Genomic DNA, 16,222 nt, shown 5'->3' on the forward strand with positions numbered 1-16,222 from the left:
TATGGCCGTTAAGAAACGGGGTCTCGGACGTGGGTTGGATGCACTGCTCAGTGGTCCTTCCGTCAGCGCGCTCGAAGAGCAGGCTGTCAAGATCGACCAGAAGGAACTGCAACACCTGCCGGTCGAGCTGATTCAGCGTGGCAAGTACCAGCCGCGTCGCGACATGGACCCGGTGGCGCTGGAAGAGCTCGCGCACTCGATTCGCACCCATGGCGTGATGCAGCCCATCGTGGTGCGCCCAGTGGGCGACAACCGCTACGAGATCATCGCCGGTGAGCGCCGTTGGCGCGCCACCCAGCAGGCTGGCCTGGACACCGTCCCGGCCATGGTCCGCGAAGTGCCTGACGAAACGGCCATCGCCATGGCGCTGATCGAGAACATCCAGCGCGAAGACCTCAACCCCCTGGAAGAGGCCCTCGCCCTGCAGCGCCTGCAGCAGGAGTTCGAACTGACCCAGCAGCAGGTGGCGGATGCCGTGGGCAAGTCGCGGGTTACCGTGGCCAACTTGTTGCGCCTGATCACGCTGCCCGAAGCGATCAAGACCATGCTCGCCCATGGCGACCTGGAAATGGGTCATGCCCGCGCTTTGCTCGGCCTTGAAGAGAATCGTCAGGAGGAGGGGGCGCGTCATGTTGTCGCACGTGGCCTCACCGTGCGCCAAACCGAAGCACTGGTGCGTCAGTGGCTCAGCGACAAGCCTGATCCGGTCGAACCGAGCACACCTGATCCGGATATCGCACGCCTTGAACAGCGGCTCGCAGAGCGCCTGGGCTCGGCCGTGCAGATCCGTCATGGCAACAAGGGCAAAGGGCAGTTGGTTATTCGCTATAACTCGCTTGACGAGTTGCAAGGCGTCCTTGCTCACATCCGCTGAAACAATTCCTGTTGTAGCGCGCAGTCGGAAATCACTACCGAAGAGTTGAATAGGGGTTAATCCACCCCTATACTCTGCGCGCATTTTGTCGGCACAAATTATGCCAAGTCATAGCTGACTGGTTGGTCGACTTCCGAGGAGCAGTTGTGATGGAAATCCGCACGCCAAACCGCTTGCCTTTCCATCGCTGGGCGGTTTTTCCGGTACTGCTCACTCAATGTGTAGTACTTCTGCTGGCAACCTTGGTGTTGTGGCAGTGGAAAGGGACGGTCAGTGGATACTCAGGTCTCTGCGGAGGTTTGATTGCCTGGCTACCCAATGTGTACTTCGCCTGGAAGGCATTTCGCTTCAGCGGAGCCCGGGCAGCGCAGGCCATCGTCAAGTCGTTCTACGCTGGCGAGGCAGGCAAAATGATTTTGACGGCAGTGTTGTTTGCACTGACCTTCGCAGGAGTGAAGCCATTGGCGCCGTTAGCAGTATTCGGCGTCTTCCTGCTGACCCTAATGGTCAGCTGGTTCGCGCCACTGCTAATGAATAAAAGACTTTCGAGACCTTAGGGCGTTTGAGGCAACCATGGCAGCAGAAACCGCTTCGGGCTATATCCAGCACCACTTGCAGAACCTGACCTACGGTCAACTACCAGACGGCAGCTGGGGCTTCGCCCATTCGGCTGCAGAAGCCAAGGCAATGGGCTTCTGGGCGTTCCACCTGGACACCCTGGGCTGGTCCGTTGCGCTGGGTCTGATCTTCCTGTTCATCTTCCGCATGGCGGCGAAGAAGGCGACCTCCGGCCAACCCGGCGGTCTGCAGAACTTCGTCGAAGTGATGGTCGACTTCGTCAACGGCAGCGTGAAGGACTCCTTCCACGGCCGTAGCCCGGTGATCGCCCCGCTGGCGCTGACCATCTTCGTCTGGGTATTCCTGATGAACGCCGTCGACCTGGTACCGGTCGACTGGATTCCTCAGCTGGCCATCCTGATCTCCGGTGATCCGCACATTCCGTTCCGCGCCGTGTCGACCACCGACCCGAACGCGACCCTGGCCATGGCCTTCAGCGTCTTCGCCCTGATCATCTTCTACAGCATCAAGGTCAAGGGCCTGGGCGGCTTCATCGGCGAGCTGACCCTGCACCCGTTCGGCAGCAAGAACATCTTTGTTCAGGCCCTGCTGATCCCGGTGAACTTCCTGCTGGAATTCGTCACCCTGATCGCTAAGCCGATCTCGCTGGCCCTGCGTCTGTTCGGCAACATGTATGCCGGCGAGCTGGTGTTCATCCTGATCGCCGTCATGTTCGGCTCCGGCCTGCTGTGGCTGAGCGGCCTGGGTGTGGTGCTGCAATGGGCGTGGGCTGTGTTCCACATCCTGATCATCACCCTGCAAGCTTTCATCTTCATGATGCTGACCATCGTCTACCTGTCGATGGCGCACGAAGATAACCATTAAGACCGCCTGGCGTGTCTGATAGCCTTCCCCGCCTGTTCGGGGGGAGGGCTTAAAAAGTCCGCAAGGGCAGCTGTACTCACGATTTGTTTTACCGCTTCAAACTAAAAACCTAACCAATACGACGTAAAAGTCGGGAGGAAAGATGGAAACTGTAGTTGGTCTGACCGCTATCGCTGTTGCTCTGCTGATCGGCCTGGGTGCTCTGGGTACCGCCATTGGTTTCGGCCTGCTGGGCGGCAAATTCCTGGAAGGCGCTGCGCGTCAACCAGAAATGGTTCCGATGCTGCAGGTTAAAATGTTCATCGTTGCCGGTCTGCTCGACGCCGTAACCATGATCGGTGTTGGTATCGCTCTGTTCTTCACCTTCGCGAATCCGTTCGTTGGTCAGATCGCCGGCTAATCACTCGTCACTACGAGTTGATTTGCTGTATGAATTAAGACCGAGCGAGGTGTTGGCGTGAACATTAATGCAACCCTGATTGGCCAATCCGTTGCTTTCCTGATTTTTGTACTCTTCTGCATGAAGTACGTATGGCCTCCGGTCATCACTGCTCTGCAAGAGCGCCAAAAGAAGATTGCCGATGGCTTGGACGCTGCCAACCGCGCAGCTCGCGACCTGGAGCTGGCCCAAGAGAAAGCGGGTCAGCAACTGCGTGAAGCTAAAGCGCAGGCAGCCGAAATCATTGAGCAAAGCAAGAAACGCGCTGCTCAGCTTGTCGAGGAAGCCCGTGACCAGGCCCGCGTCGAAGCTGACCGTGTGAAGGCTCAGGCTCTGGCCGAGATCGAACAGGAACTGAACAGCGCTAAAGACGCTCTGCGTGCCCAAGTGGGTGCTCTGGCCGTTGGCGGTGCTGAAAAGATCCTTGGCGCCACAATCGATCAAAACGCGCATGCGGAGCTGGTTAACAAACTGGCCGCTGAAATTTAAGCGAGGGCGATCATGGCAGAACTGACCACGTTGGCCCGACCTTACGCTAAGGCTGCCTTTGAGCATGCCCAGGCCCATCAGCAACTGGCCAATTGGTCAGCCATGCTCGGCCTGGCTGCTGCGGTGTCGCAAGACGACACCATGCAGCGCCTGCTCAAGGCCCCGCGACTGACGAGCGCAGAAAAGGCCGCCACGTTCATTGACGTGTGCGGTGACAAGTTCAATGCACAGGCACAGAATTTCCTTCATGTTGCCGCGGAAAACGACCGTCTCCTGCTTCTGCCGGAGATTGCCGCTCTGTTCGACCTGTACAAGGCCGAGCAAGAGAAATCCGTGGACGTGGAAGTCACCAGTGCCTTCGCGTTGAACCAAGAACAGCAAGACAAACTCGCCAAGGTTCTCAGTGCACGGTTAGGCCAGGAAGTGCGCCTGCACGCGTCGGAGGATGCCAGCCTGATTGGCGGCGTCGTCATCCGCGCTGGTGACCTGGTAATCGATGGCTCTGTTCGCGGCAAAATCGCGAAACTGGCCGAAGCATTGAAATCTTGAGTTTGAAGGGGCAGCAGAGCAATGCAGCAACTCAATCCTTCCGAAATTAGTGAAATCATCAAGGGCCGCATCGACAACCTCGATGTGAGCTCCCAAGCCCGTAACGAAGGTACCGTTGTTTCGGTTTCCGACGGTATCGTGCGGATCCACGGTCTGGCCGACGTCATGTACGGCGAAATGATCGAGTTCCCTGGCGGCGTCTACGGCATGGCCCTGAACCTGGAGCAAGACTCCGTAGGTGCAGTGATCCTGGGTGCCTATGACACCCTCGCCGAAGGCATGAGCGCCAAGTGCACCGGCCGCATCCTGGAAGTTCCAGTTGGTAAGGAACTGCTGGGTCGCGTCGTCGACGCGCTGGGCAACCCGATCGACGGCAAAGGTCCTCTGGGCAACACCCAGACCGACGCGGTCGAGAAAGTAGCTCCAGGCGTGATCTGGCGTAAGTCGGTAGACCAGCCTGTACAGACTGGCTACAAATCCGTCGACGCCATGATCCCTGTCGGCCGTGGCCAGCGTGAGCTGATCATCGGTGACCGTCAGATCGGCAAGACCGCCATGGCCATCGACGCCATCATCAACCAGAAAGACTCCGGTATTTTCTGTGTTTATGTTGCTGTCGGCCAGAAGCGTTCCACCGTTGCCAACATCGTTCGCAAGCTGGAAGAAAACGGCGCCCTGGCCAACACCATCGTGGTGGTTGCCAGTGCTTCGGAATCCGCCGCACTGCAATTCCTGGCGCCATACGCCGGTTGCACCATGGGCGAGTTCTTCCGTGACCGCGGTGAAGACGCACTGATCGTTTACGATGACCTGTCCAAGCAGGCCGTTGCCTACCGTCAGATCTCCCTGCTGCTGCGCCGTCCACCAGGACGTGAAGCGTACCCAGGCGACGTGTTCTATCTCCACTCCCGTCTGCTGGAGCGTGCATCGCGCGTTTCGGAAGAGTACGTCGAGAAGTTCACCAACGGTGCTGTCACTGGCAAAACCGGTTCCCTGACCGCGCTGCCGATCATCGAAACCCAGGCTGGCGACGTTTCCGCGTTCGTTCCGACCAACGTGATTTCGATCACCGACGGTCAGATCTTCCTGGAATCGGCCATGTTCAACTCGGGCATCCGCCCTGCAGTGAACGCCGGTGTTTCGGTATCCCGCGTAGGTGGTGCCGCTCAGACCAAGATCATCAAGAAGCTGTCCGGTGGTATTCGTACCGCGCTGGCTCAGTACCGTGAACTGGCTGCATTCGCCCAGTTCGCGTCCGATCTGGACGAAGCGACCCGCAAGCAGCTGGAGCATGGTCAGCGCGTTACCGAGCTGATGAAGCAAAAGCAGTACGCGCCGATGTCCATCGCGGACATGGCCCTGTCGCTGTACGCCGCTGAGCGTGGCTTCCTGACTGACGTAGAAGTCTCCAAGATCGGCAGCTTCGAGCAAGCACTGATCGCCTTCTTCAACCGTGATCACGCTGAACTGATGGCGAAGATCAACGTGAAGGGTGACTTCAACGACGAAATCGATGCAGGCCTGAAAGCCGGTATCGAGAAGTTCAAGGCCACCCAGACCTGGTAAGCCGCAGCGGGGGCTCAGGCCCCCGCTTGCTAACCTGATAGGTGATACATGGCAGGCGCAAAAGAGATTCGCAGTAAGATTGCGAGCATCAAAAGCACGCAAAAAATTACCAGCGCCATGGAGAAAGTGGCGGTAAGCAAAATGCGCAGAGCACAAATGCGCATGGCTGCTAGCCGTCCTTACGCGGAGCGTATCCGCCAGGTGATCGGTCATCTGGCCAACGCCAACCCGGAATACCGCCACCCGTTTATGATCGAGCGCCCTGTAAAGCGCGCCGGTTATATCGTGGTGAGCAGTGACCGTGGTCTGTGCGGTGGCTTGAACACCAACCTGTTCAAGGCCCTGGTCAAGGACATGAGCGCAAACCGCGAACAGGGCGTGGAAATCGACCTGTGCGTGATTGGCAGCAAGGGTGCGACTTTCTTCCGCATCTTTGGCGGCAACGTCGTAGCCGCGATCAGCCACTTGGGCGAAGAGCCATCGATCAACGATCTGATCGGCTCCGTCAAAGTGATGCTGGACGCCTACCTGGACGGCCGTATCGATCGCCTCTCCGTGGTTTCGAACAAGTTCATCAACACCATGACCCAGAAGCCAACGGTCGAGCAATTGGTACCGTTGGTGGCAACCCCGGATCAGGATCTCAAGCATCACTGGGATTACCTGTACGAACCCGACGCAAAAGAGCTGCTGGACGGCTTGATGGTGCGTTACGTGGAGTCGCAGGTTTACCAGGCGGTGGTCGAGAACAACGCTGCTGAACAAGCGGCCCGGATGATCGCGATGAAGAACGCCACAGACAACGCCGGTGATTTGATCAAAGAGCTTCAGTTGATCTACAACAAGGCGCGTCAGGCTGCGATCACCCAGGAGATCTCGGAAATCGTCGGCGGCGCTGCCGCGGTTTAACGGTTCACATATTCAGAGGATCCAGCTATGAGTAGCGGACGTATCGTTCAAATCATCGGCGCCGTCATCGACGTGGAATTCCCACGTGACGTCGTGCCGAGTGTATACAACGCGCTGAAAGTACAAGGCGCGGAAACCACCCTCGAAGTCCAGCAGCAGCTGGGCGACGGCGTGGTTCGTACCATTGCGATGGGCTCCACCGAAGGCTTGAAGCGCGGTCTGGATGTCGTCGACACCGGTGCTGCCATTTCCGTTCCAGTTGGTAAGGCCACTCTGGGCCGTATCATGGACGTACTGGGCAACCCAATCGACGAAGCCGGCCCGATCGGTGAAGAAGAGCGTCGCGGTATCCACCAGCCAGCGCCTTCGTTCGCTGACCAGGCAGGCGGCAACGACCTGCTGGAAACCGGCATCAAGGTTATCGACCTGGTTTGCCCGTTTGCCAAGGGTGGTAAGGTTGGTCTGTTCGGTGGTGCCGGTGTCGGCAAGACCGTAAACATGATGGAACTGATCCGTAACATCGCCATGGAACACAGCGGTTACTCCGTGTTCGCTGGTGTGGGTGAGCGTACTCGTGAGGGTAACGACTTCTACCACGAGATGAAGGACTCCAACGTTCTCGACAAAGTAGCCTTGGTCTACGGTCAGATGAACGAGCCACCAGGAAACCGTCTGCGCGTAGCGCTGACCGGCCTGACCATGGCTGAGAAGTTCCGTGACGAAGGTAACGACGTTCTGCTGTTCGTCGACAACATCTATCGTTACACCCTGGCCGGTACCGAAGTATCCGCACTGCTGGGCCGTATGCCTTCGGCAGTAGGTTACCAGCCGACCCTGGCTGAAGAGATGGGCGTTCTGCAAGAGCGCATCACCTCCACCAAGGAAGGTTCGATCACCTCCGTTCAGGCCGTATACGTACCTGCGGACGACTTGACCGACCCGTCGCCAGCGACCACCTTCGCCCACTTGGACGCCACCGTCGTTCTGTCCCGTGACATCGCCTCCCTGGGTATCTACCCAGCGGTCGACCCACTGGACTCGACTTCGCGCCAGCTGGACCCGAACGTGATCGGCAATGAGCACTACGACACCGCTCGTGGCGTTCAGTATGTTCTGCAGCGCTACAAAGAGCTGAAGGACATCATTGCGATCCTGGGTATGGACGAACTGTCCGAGACCGACAAGCAACTGGTAGCCCGCGCTCGTAAGATCCAGCGCTTCCTGTCGCAGCCGTTCTTCGTGGCCGAAGTCTTCACCGGTTCGCCAGGCAAGTACGTTTCTCTGAAAGACACCATCGCTGGCTTCAGCGGCATCCTCAAAGGTGACTACGACCACCTGCCAGAACAAGCGTTCTACATGGTCGGCAGCATCGACGAAGCGATCGAGAAAGCCAAGAAACTGTAATTCCTGCGCCCCGCAAGGGGCGCTATCAGGTTGAGGCAAGCAGATGGCTATGACAGTCCATTGCGATATCGTCAGCGCGGAAGGAGAGATTTTCTCCGGTCTGGTCGAGATGGTGGTTGCGCACGGTAACCTGGGTGATCTTGGTATCGCTCCAGGCCACGCGCCGCTGATCACCAATCTGAAGCCAGGTCCGATTACGCTGACCAAGCAGGGTGGCGCCCAAGAGGTGTTCTACATCTCTGGTGGTTTCCTCGAGGTTCAGCCGAACATGGTCAAGGTGCTTGCCGATACCGTGCAACGTGCTGCAGACCTGGATGAAGCTCAGGCTCAGGAAGCCCTCAAGGCTGCCGAGAACGCCCTGAATCTGAAAGGCGCGGACTTCGACTACGGCGCCGCCGCCGCACGTCTGGCCGAGGCCGCAGCTCAGCTGCGTACCGTCCAGCAAATGCGCAAAGGCAAGTAATCGGCCCCGGCTGATGACTTCTGTTGCGATTGAGTAAAAGGGTAGCCTCGGCTACCCTTTTTCTTTTTTCGATTTTCTCCGGTCATTTCACTGACCGCCCAGGATTGGTAGCCAGTAATGTCACTCGATATCGTTATTCTCGCCGCCGGCCAAGGCACCCGCATGCGCTCGGCGCTGCCCAAGGTGCTGCACCCGGTTGCCGGCAATTCCATGCTCGGCCATGTTATCCACAGCGCTCGCCAGCTCCAGCCGCAAGGTATCCACGTGGTCATTGGCCATGGTGCCGAGCAGGTGCGTGAGCGCCTGGCAGCTGACGACCTGAACTTCGTCATGCAGGACAAGCAGCTGGGCACAGGCCACGCCGTTGCCCAGGCGCTGCCGGCATTGAGCGCCGACACCGTGCTGGTACTGTACGGCGATGTGCCGTTGATCGAAGTCGAAACCCTGCAGCGTTTGTTGGCCAAGGCCAACGACCAGCAGTTGGGCCTGCTCACTGTCACCCTCGAAGACCCGACCGGCTACGGCCGTATCGTGCGTGACGAGCAGGGCAAGGTAACGGCCATCGTTGAGCACAAGGATGCCAACGATGCACAGAAAGCGATCAAGGAAGGCAACACCGGCATTCTGGCCCTGCCAGCCGCGCGTCTGGCGGACTGGATGAGCCGTTTGTCGAACAACAACGCCCAGGGCGAGTACTACCTGACCGATGTCATCGCCATGGCGGTATCCGACGGCCTGGTGGTTGCCACCGAGCAACCTCATGACCCGATGGAAGTGCAGGGCGCCAACGATCGTCGCCAGCTGTCCGAGCTTGAGCGCCACTATCAGCTGCGTGCTGGCCGCCGCCTGATGGCCCAGGGTGTCACCCTGCGCGACCCGGCGCGGTTCGATGTGCGCGGTGAAGTGACCGTTGGTCGTGACGTGCTGATCGACATCAACGTGATCCTCGAAGGCAAGGTGGTCATCGAGGACGATGTTCAGATCGGCCCTAACTGCGTCATCAAGAACACCACCCTGCGCAAAGGCGCGGTGGTCAAGGCTAACAGCCACCTCGAAGGCGCCGTGATGGGCGAGGGCAGCGATGCCGGCCCGTTCGCCCGCCTGCGCCCAGGCAGCGTGCTGGACGCCAAGGCCCATGTGGGTAACTTCGTCGAGCTGAAAAACGCCCACCTGGGTGAAGGCGCCAAAGCGGGTCACCTGAGCTACTTGGGTGATGCCGAAATCGGCGCACGCACCAACATCGGCGCTGGCACCATCACCTGCAACTACGATGGCGCCAACAAGTTCAAGACCGTGATGGGTGAGGACGTGTTCATCGGTTCCAACAACTCGTTGGTGGCCCCTGTGGATATCCAGTCCGGCGCCACCACTGCTGCCGGTTCGACGATCACCCAGACAGTAGAAGCGAGCCAGCTTGCTGTAGGCCGTGCGCGCCAGCGCAATATCGAAGGCTGGAAGCGGCCGGAGAAGATCACGAAGAGCTGAGTTATACACAGTTGTTTCGATCGAAAGCCGACCTGTGTGAACGGGTCGGCTTTTTTTTTGGCTGTAATATGACCGCGCGTAGCGGGCCCTAGGGAGTTATCCACACCACGTCAGGCTTGACGAAATCACTGTCTTAGGTTTTGATTGCACCTATTATCTTTCGAATCGAAACTTAAGCACTCATGTCGAAACGTAACACGCCTCAACGCCGCCACAATATCCTGGCCCTGCTCAGCGAGCAGGGTGAGGTCAGTGTGGACGCGTTGGCCAAGCGCTTCGAAACCTCGGAAGTCACTATTCGCAAAGACCTCGCCGCCCTGGAAACCAATGGCCTGCTGCTGCGTCGCTACGGCGGTGCGGTGCCGGTGCCACAAGAGTTGCTTGGCGAACCTACCCAGCCTGTGTCCGCCTACAAGAAGGCCATTGCGCGCGCTGCGGTAGGGCGTATCCGCGAACATGCGCGGATCATCATCGACAGCGGCAGCACGACAGCGGCCATGATTCCTGAGCTGGGCCGGCAGCCTGGCTTGGTGGTGATGACCAACTCATTGAACGTGGCCCGTGCCATCAGCGAGCTGGAGCATGAGCCGGTGTTGCTGATGACCGGTGGTACCTGGGACCCACACTCCGAGTCGTTCCAGGGCCAAGTGGCCGAGCAGGTGCTGCGTTCATACGATTTCGATCAGCTGTTCATCGGTGCCGATGGCATCGACCTCAACCGGGGTACCACCACCTTCAATGAACTGCTTGGGCTCAGCCGGGTCATGGCCGAGGTGGCCCGAGAAGTGATCGTGATGGTCGAGTCCGACAAGGTGGGGCGCAAGATCCCTAACCTCGAGCTGCCCTGGGGCAGTGTGAATACCCTAATTACAGATGAACGCCTGCCCGCAGCGGCACGCGAACACATTCAAGCCCGCGGCATCAACCTGATTTGCGCCGCGATCAGCCAGGAGCAATAAACATGTGTGGAATCGTTGGTGCCGTAGCCGAGCGTAATATCACAGCCATTCTGATCGAAGGCCTCAAGCGCCTCGAATACCGCGGGTACGACAGTGCCGGCCTGGCCGTTTACAGCCAGCAGGGTGAACTGGAGCGTCGCCGCCGTATCGGTAAGGTCAGCGAGCTGGAAGCCGCCGTTGCTGCTGAGCCGCTCGTCGGCCAGCTGGGTATCGCCCACACCCGTTGGGCTACTCATGGCGCGCCGACCGAAGGCAACGCTCACCCACACTTCTCGGGCAGTGATGTGGCGGTTGTGCACAACGGCATCATCGAGAACCACGAAGAGCTGCGTGAAGAGCTCAAAGACCTGGGCTACGTGTTCACGTCGCAGACCGATACCGAAGTCATCGTCCACCTGATCCACCACACGCTCAAGACTGTTCCAGACCTGACCGACGCGCTCAAGTCCGCAGTCAAGCGCCTGCATGGCGCCTATGGCCTGTCGGTGATCAGCGCTAAACAGCCTGACCGCCTGGTAGCTGCTCGCAGCGGCAGCCCACTGGTGATCGGCCTGGGCCTTGGCGAAAACTTCCTGGCCTCGGACCAATTGGCTCTGCGCCAGGTCACCGACCGCTTCATGTACCTGGAAGAAGGCGACATCGCTGAAATCCGCCGTGACCAGGTCAGCATCTGGGACCAGGCCGGCAACAAGGTCCAGCGTGAAACCGTGCAGTACCACGAAGGCGCTGAAGCGGCGGACAAGGGTACCTACCGCCACTTCATGCTCAAGGAAATCCACGAGCAGCCAAGCGTGGTCCAGCGTACGTTGGAAGGCCGCCTGGGCAAGGACAACGTGCTGGTCCAGGCCTTCGGCCCGAACGCCGCCGAACTGTTCGCCAAGGTTCGCAACGTGCAGATCGTCGCATGCGGTACCAGCTACCACGCCGGCATGGTTGCCCGTTACTGGCTCGAAGGCCTGGCCGGCATCCCATGCCAGGTCGAAGTGGCCAGCGAGTTCCGTTACCGCAAGGTAGTGGTGCAGCCCGACACCCTGTTCGTCTCGATCTCGCAATCCGGTGAAACCGCCGATACCCTGGCTGCCCTGCGCAACGCCAAGGAGCTGGGCTTCCTCGGCAGCCTGGCGATCTGCAACGTCGGCATCAGCTCGCTGGTGCGTGAATCCGACCTGACCCTGCTGACCCTGGCCGGCCCAGAGATCGGCGTTGCCTCGACCAAAGCGTTCACCACCCAGCTGGTTTCGCTGATGCTGCTGACCCTGGCCTTGGGCCAAGTGCGCGGCACCCTCGAAGCCGGTGTGGAAGCCGAGCTGGTTGAAGAGTTGCGTCGCCTGCCGGCCCGTCTGGGCGAGGCACTGGCCATGGACGCGACCGTCGAGAAGATCGCCGAGCTGTTCGCTGACAAGCACCACACCCTGTTCCTGGGTCGTGGCGCCCAGTACCCGGTGGCGATGGAAGGTGCGCTCAAGCTCAAGGAGATCTCCTACATCCACGCCGAAGCCTACCCGGCAGGCGAGCTGAAGCACGGCCCGCTGGCGCTTGTGGATAACGACATGCCGGTGGTTACCGTGGCGCCGAACAACGAACTGCTGGAGAAGCTCAAGTCCAACCTGCAGGAAGTGCGTGCCCGTGGTGGTGAGCTGGTGGTGTTCGCCGACGAACAGGCTGGCATGACCAACGGTGAAGGGACCCACGTGATCAAGGTGCCGCACATTTCTGACGCCCTGGCACCGATCCTGTACACCATTCCGCTGCAGCTGCTGTCGTACTACGTGGCCGTGCTCAAGGGCACCGACGTTGACCAGCCGCGCAACCTGGCGAAATCGGTGACGGTGGAATAACCAACGGGCAACACTTGAAGTGACACAAAAGAATAAAGTTTGACACAACGCGTAAACCCCCGTTTCTACGGGGGTTTTCCGTTTCTGGGCTATGCCGTTGCTCCGCAATAGCCGCTTCGCTTGTCAGCGAGAGCAGTCTGGGAATCCCTGCGACAAGGCGACAGCCCGCAGCCCGCACGTTGGAAGAACTACGGTGCTCGCTGTAGTCCTATTTCTTGGATATCTTGTTGCCGGGTAGGTGCAGATAGGACATCACGCTTTCGGTTAGCTCTGTCGCTAACTTCACGGCTTCCTTATTTCGTGCCATGACACCAGCTACCAGGCCTTCGATCAGGGCTAGCACAGCAATGTTGGAACTGGTCAGCACCGGGTGATCGCCAGGCGCGAACAATACATGGTGTGCAATGGCTGTCAGGGGGGAAGCGGGCGAGTCGGTAATCGCCAGCACTGTGGCATTGCGCTCGCGGGCAAAACGCGACAACTGGAGAGTATCTTGGGAGTAACGCGGCATAGCAATCGCCAGCAGCACGTCCTGCTTGGTAATTGCAGCCAGGCGATAGGCGGCATTCTCGTTTCCGCCTTCCATGCTGATAGCACAGGTATCTTTGCAAAACGGCACCAATGTCGAGGCCGCAAGACCGGCGAGGTAGACACTGTTGCCAAAACCTAGCACATAAATTTTGCGGGCCGAGGTTAAGCTGTTAATGAAGGCTTCTAACGTGTCGGCCTGATTGTTGCTGCCCGCTGCAGCCAAGTTACTGCTGGCGCTCTGGATTTGCTCATGTAGGCCGAACTCGCCGCTGGGGCGCTGGGCCAGCTCGTTGCGTAGCTTGTCCACGGGCGAGACTATCTGTTGCAAGGTCGCTACAAGTTCAGCCTTCATGCCCGTATAGCCGCCCAGATCCACGGCCTTGGCCAGTCGGTTGACCGCTGCTGGTGAAGTCACAGTAGCCTGGGCCAGCTCTTCGATGGTGAGGGTAGCGGCCTTCAGTGGATGACGCAGGATGTAATCAGCGACCTTGCGCAACGAAGGCGGCAGGTCGTGCAGGCTCTCCGACAGCTTGCGCATGACCGGTGAGGCATAGACAGTGGTTTGCTTTGAATGGCTGGGCATCCTGCACTAGGCTCCCTGGAAGATTGGCGCAGTGTATCTCAAGGGCCCCCTAGGCCGCAGCCGGGGGGCTCTTGGTCCTTTACTTCAGGCTACCAGCAAGAAACTGCTGCAAGCGCTCGGACTGTGGCCGGGCCAGCACCTCCCGCGGATTGCCGCGCTCCAGGGCCAGCCCCTGGTGCAGGAACATGACCTGGTTGGAGACCTCCCGGGCAAAGCCCATCTCGTGGGTCACCACCACCATGGTGCGGCCCTCCTGTGCCAGCGCCTGCATCACCTTCAATACCTCGCCAACCAGCTCGGGGTCGAGCGCCGAGGTCGGCTCGTCGAACAGCATCACTTCCGGCTCCATGGCCAGCGCCCGGGCAATCGCCACGCGTTGCTGCTCGCCGCCGGACATGTGCGCCGGATAGGCGCTACGGCGGTGGCTGACACCGACCTTGTGCAGGTAGTGCTCGGCTCGTTCACGGGCTTCCTTGCGGGCCATGCCCAGCACATGTACCGGGGCTTCCATCACGTTGTCCAGGGCGCTCATGTGCGACCAAAGGTTGAAATGCTGGAAAACCATGCTCAGCTGTGAGCGCAGGCGTTGCAGCTGGCCCGGGTCTGCGGCGCGCAGCCCGCCGCGAGGGCAGGAGCGCAACTTCAAGTCTTCGCCATTGACCTTGATCTGCCCTGCATTGGGTTGCTCAAGCAGGTTGATGCAACGCAGGAAAGTGCTTTTGCCTGAGCCGCTGGAGCCGATGATGCTGATCACATCACCAGCCTTGGCCTGCAGCGAAACGCCCTTGAGTACCTGATGGTTGCCGTAGCTTTTGTGCAGCTCGTGAATTTCCAGTTTGTTCATCAAAGGATACTCGTTGGTGTCAGTCGCTGAACAAGCGACCGTGGCGAATAGGCAGGCTGCCGGCTACTTTCGCAAGCCATAGGCCTGGTTGGGCGAAGCGCAGGCGTTCGCGGGCATACAGAACACCGTCGGTGCTGGCCCTGACAACGCTGTGTCGGTCACTAAGCGGGTCGATGACTTCAAACAGCGGGTCGCCGGTTCTGACCTGCGCCCCCAGGGGTTGCAGGTAGCTGACCACGCCCGGGTGTTCGGCATAGGCATACTGGGCGCCGGCAAACGGTGTGGCCTGACAGCAGTGGGTTGGTGCCGGCGGCCACGGGCCGCTGACCAAGCCCTGATCAGCCAGGTAGGCAAGAATGTGTTCAGCATCGGCCTGGCACCGTTCGCGTTCGGTATCGGCCATGCCGCGCAGCTCGAGGGTGGTGGCAATACAGGCCAGCGGGATGTTCGCCTGGGTAAAATGTTCGGGCAGCTTTACCCACGGCAAAGCACAGGCTTCGTCGAACGCGTTGCCACCGGCGTCCTCGGCAAGCAGCGCCGCTTCAGCGCCCAGGCGTGCCGCCAGCGAGCGCAAGCGGGGCCAGTTTTGTGGCAGTGCATAAAGCAGCATCACTGATTCAAAATCACAGTGCAGGTCGATCACCACGTCGGCATCACACGCATGCTGCAGAAGCAGCCGACGAAGGGCGTCAAGCTCTGACTGCGCCGCAGGCAGTTCGCCGAGAATGTCGTGCATGGCACGGCGAATGGTGGCGACGTTATCTTCGCCGTTCTCGCCCAGCTGACCTTCCAGGCGCTTGACCAGCGCTTCGGTCAGTGCCGGAAAGTCGCGGTTGAAGTTCTTGCCGCTGTTGAACTCGAAACGGCCCTGGTGGGTGGCCTGGAACATCTGGCCGATGCCAATCGGGTTGGCCAGCGGCACCAGTTCTATTACGCCAGTCAGCCGCCCTTGCGCCTCCAGTTCGGCCAGGCGGGCCTTCAATGCCACTGCCACGCGCATGCCTGGCAATTCGTCAGCGTGCAGCGAGGCCTGGATATAGGCTTTGCGCGGGCCGTTACCGAAGCGAAACACGCTCAGGGTGCGTTGCGTACCGCAGGCGCTCCAGGGCAGGGTATGGTCGATTTTCTGCATGGAAGCTCCTCAGTGCTTGCGTGGGGCGAGGTAGGCCAGCCAGCGGCGCTCGGCCACTTTGAATAGGCGTACCAGCAGGAAGGTCAGGGCCAGGTAGATCAGCCCTGCGGTAATGAATGCTTCAAATGGCAGGTAGTAACGGGCGTTGAAGGTTTTGGCCGCGCCCGTGATATCGACCAGGGTAACGATCGACGCCAGGCTGGTGGTCTGCAGCATCATCAGCACTTCGTTGCTGTATTGCGGCAGCGACCGGCGCAGGGCAGACGGCAGCAGGATGCGCCGGTACAGGGCCAGACGCGACATACCCATGGCGCGTGCCGCTTCGACTTCGCCCCGTGGTGTGGCACGCAGGCTGCCGGCCAGCAACTCGGCGCTGTAGGCGCTGGTGTTGATGGCGAACGCCAGGCACGTGCAGAACGTCGCGCTGGACAGATACGGCCAGAGCGGGCTCTGGCGCACCAGCTCGAACTGAGCTAGGCCGTAATACACCAGAAACAACTGCACCAGCATCGGTGTACCGCGGATTACATAGGTGTAGAGCCAGGTCGGGTAGCGCAGCAGGCAATTGCGTGACACGCGCATCAATGCCAGCGGAATCGCCAGGGCCAGGCCGCAGGCCAGGGAAATCAGCAGCACTTTCAGGGTTAGCGCAATGCCATTGAGGTACAGCGGCAGGCTCTGCCAGATCAGTTGGTAGTCAAGCATCATGCAAAC

At 59.7% G+C, this 16,222-nt stretch carries 17 protein-coding genes; 13 read left to right on the forward strand and 4 right to left on the reverse strand.

The features are described 5' to 3' along the window. The first annotated feature begins 1 nt into the window (after position 1). The 13 genes from OGV19_RS23900 to glmS all read left to right on the forward strand — a co-directional run bounded on the left by OGV19_RS23900 (position 2) and on the right by glmS (position 12,418). Complete coding sequence (locus tag OGV19_RS23900; protein WP_264310928.1) at positions 2-874, forward strand: ParB/RepB/Spo0J family partition protein; 873 nt, start codon at positions 2-4, stop codon at positions 872-874. 149 nt (positions 875-1,023) lie between these two features. Then, positions 1,024-1,431 (forward strand): F0F1 ATP synthase subunit I, encoded by a 408-nt coding sequence (locus tag OGV19_RS23905; RefSeq protein WP_264310929.1) that lies wholly within the window; start codon positions 1,024-1,026, stop codon positions 1,429-1,431. A 16-nt stretch (positions 1,432-1,447) separates the two neighbouring features. Further along, positions 1,448-2,317, forward strand: coding sequence for a F0F1 ATP synthase subunit A (atpB, locus tag OGV19_RS23910; protein ID WP_033702435.1), 870 nt, complete (start codon positions 1,448-1,450; stop codon positions 2,315-2,317). 142 nt (positions 2,318-2,459) lie between these two features. After that, the gene (gene atpE, locus OGV19_RS23915; protein ID WP_003097235.1) at positions 2,460-2,717 is read left to right on the forward strand and encodes a F0F1 ATP synthase subunit C; all 258 of its coding nucleotides are present in this window, start codon (positions 2,460-2,462) and stop codon (positions 2,715-2,717) included. Positions 2,718-2,774: 57 nt separating this feature from the next. Beyond that, positions 2,775-3,245 (forward strand): F0F1 ATP synthase subunit B, encoded by a 471-nt coding sequence (locus tag OGV19_RS23920; RefSeq protein WP_003260032.1) that lies wholly within the window; start codon positions 2,775-2,777, stop codon positions 3,243-3,245. A gap of 12 nt (positions 3,246-3,257) precedes the next feature. Continuing rightward, a complete protein-coding gene (locus OGV19_RS23925; RefSeq protein WP_264310930.1) occupies positions 3,258-3,794 on the forward strand; it encodes a F0F1 ATP synthase subunit delta in 537 nt (178 codons plus the stop codon). Between the two features lie 21 nt (positions 3,795-3,815). Beyond that, the gene (gene atpA, locus OGV19_RS23930) at positions 3,816-5,360 is read left to right on the forward strand and encodes a F0F1 ATP synthase subunit alpha (protein ID WP_012274911.1); all 1,545 of its coding nucleotides are present in this window, start codon (positions 3,816-3,818) and stop codon (positions 5,358-5,360) included. A gap of 48 nt (positions 5,361-5,408) precedes the next feature. Then, positions 5,409-6,269: a F0F1 ATP synthase subunit gamma gene (gene atpG, locus OGV19_RS23935; RefSeq protein ID WP_016502295.1), complete on the forward strand. Its 861-nt coding sequence runs from the start codon at positions 5,409-5,411 to the stop codon at positions 6,267-6,269. Between the two features lie 27 nt (positions 6,270-6,296). Continuing rightward, positions 6,297-7,673: a F0F1 ATP synthase subunit beta gene (gene atpD / locus OGV19_RS23940; protein WP_016489910.1), complete on the forward strand. Its 1,377-nt coding sequence runs from the start codon at positions 6,297-6,299 to the stop codon at positions 7,671-7,673. 43 nt (positions 7,674-7,716) lie between these two features. Further along, positions 7,717-8,136, forward strand: coding sequence for a F0F1 ATP synthase subunit epsilon (locus OGV19_RS23945; RefSeq protein ID WP_016489909.1), 420 nt, complete (start codon positions 7,717-7,719; stop codon positions 8,134-8,136). A gap of 117 nt (positions 8,137-8,253) precedes the next feature. Further along, entirely contained in the window at positions 8,254-9,621 is a 1,368-nt protein-coding gene (glmU, locus tag OGV19_RS23950; protein WP_264310931.1) for a bifunctional UDP-N-acetylglucosamine diphosphorylase/glucosamine-1-phosphate N-acetyltransferase GlmU, read from the forward strand. 182 nt (positions 9,622-9,803) lie between these two features. Beyond that, positions 9,804-10,580, forward strand: a complete 777-nt coding sequence (locus tag OGV19_RS23955) for a DeoR/GlpR family DNA-binding transcription regulator (RefSeq protein WP_264310932.1) — start codon at positions 9,804-9,806, stop codon at positions 10,578-10,580. Positions 10,581-10,582: 2 nt separating this feature from the next. Then, complete coding sequence (gene glmS / locus OGV19_RS23960; protein WP_264310933.1) at positions 10,583-12,418, forward strand: glutamine--fructose-6-phosphate transaminase (isomerizing); 1,836 nt, start codon at positions 10,583-10,585, stop codon at positions 12,416-12,418. A 208-nt stretch (positions 12,419-12,626) separates the two neighbouring features. Here glmS and OGV19_RS23965 read toward each other — a convergent pair whose 3' ends face one another. The 4 genes from OGV19_RS23965 to OGV19_RS23980 all read right to left on the reverse strand — a co-directional run bounded on the left by OGV19_RS23965 (position 12,627) and on the right by OGV19_RS23980 (position 16,216). After that, on the reverse strand, positions 12,627-13,532 hold the full coding sequence (locus OGV19_RS23965) for a MurR/RpiR family transcriptional regulator (RefSeq protein WP_264310934.1): 906 nt from the start codon (positions 13,530-13,532) through the stop codon (positions 12,627-12,629). Between the two features lie 79 nt (positions 13,533-13,611). Continuing rightward, complete coding sequence (locus OGV19_RS23970) at positions 13,612-14,376, reverse strand: ABC transporter ATP-binding protein (RefSeq protein ID WP_264310935.1); 765 nt, start codon at positions 14,374-14,376, stop codon at positions 13,612-13,614. A gap of 19 nt (positions 14,377-14,395) precedes the next feature. Next, positions 14,396-15,508, reverse strand: coding sequence for a succinylglutamate desuccinylase/aspartoacylase family protein (locus tag OGV19_RS23975; RefSeq protein WP_264310936.1), 1,113 nt, complete (start codon positions 15,506-15,508; stop codon positions 14,396-14,398). 9 nt (positions 15,509-15,517) lie between these two features. Beyond that, positions 15,518-16,216, reverse strand: a complete 699-nt coding sequence (locus tag OGV19_RS23980) for an ABC transporter permease (RefSeq protein ID WP_264310937.1) — start codon at positions 16,214-16,216, stop codon at positions 15,518-15,520. Between the last annotated feature and the right edge of the window lie 6 nt (positions 16,217-16,222).

The organism is Pseudomonas putida (assembly GCF_025905425.1).
Lineage (GTDB): Bacteria > Pseudomonadota > Gammaproteobacteria > Pseudomonadales > Pseudomonadaceae > Aquipseudomonas > Aquipseudomonas putida_AF.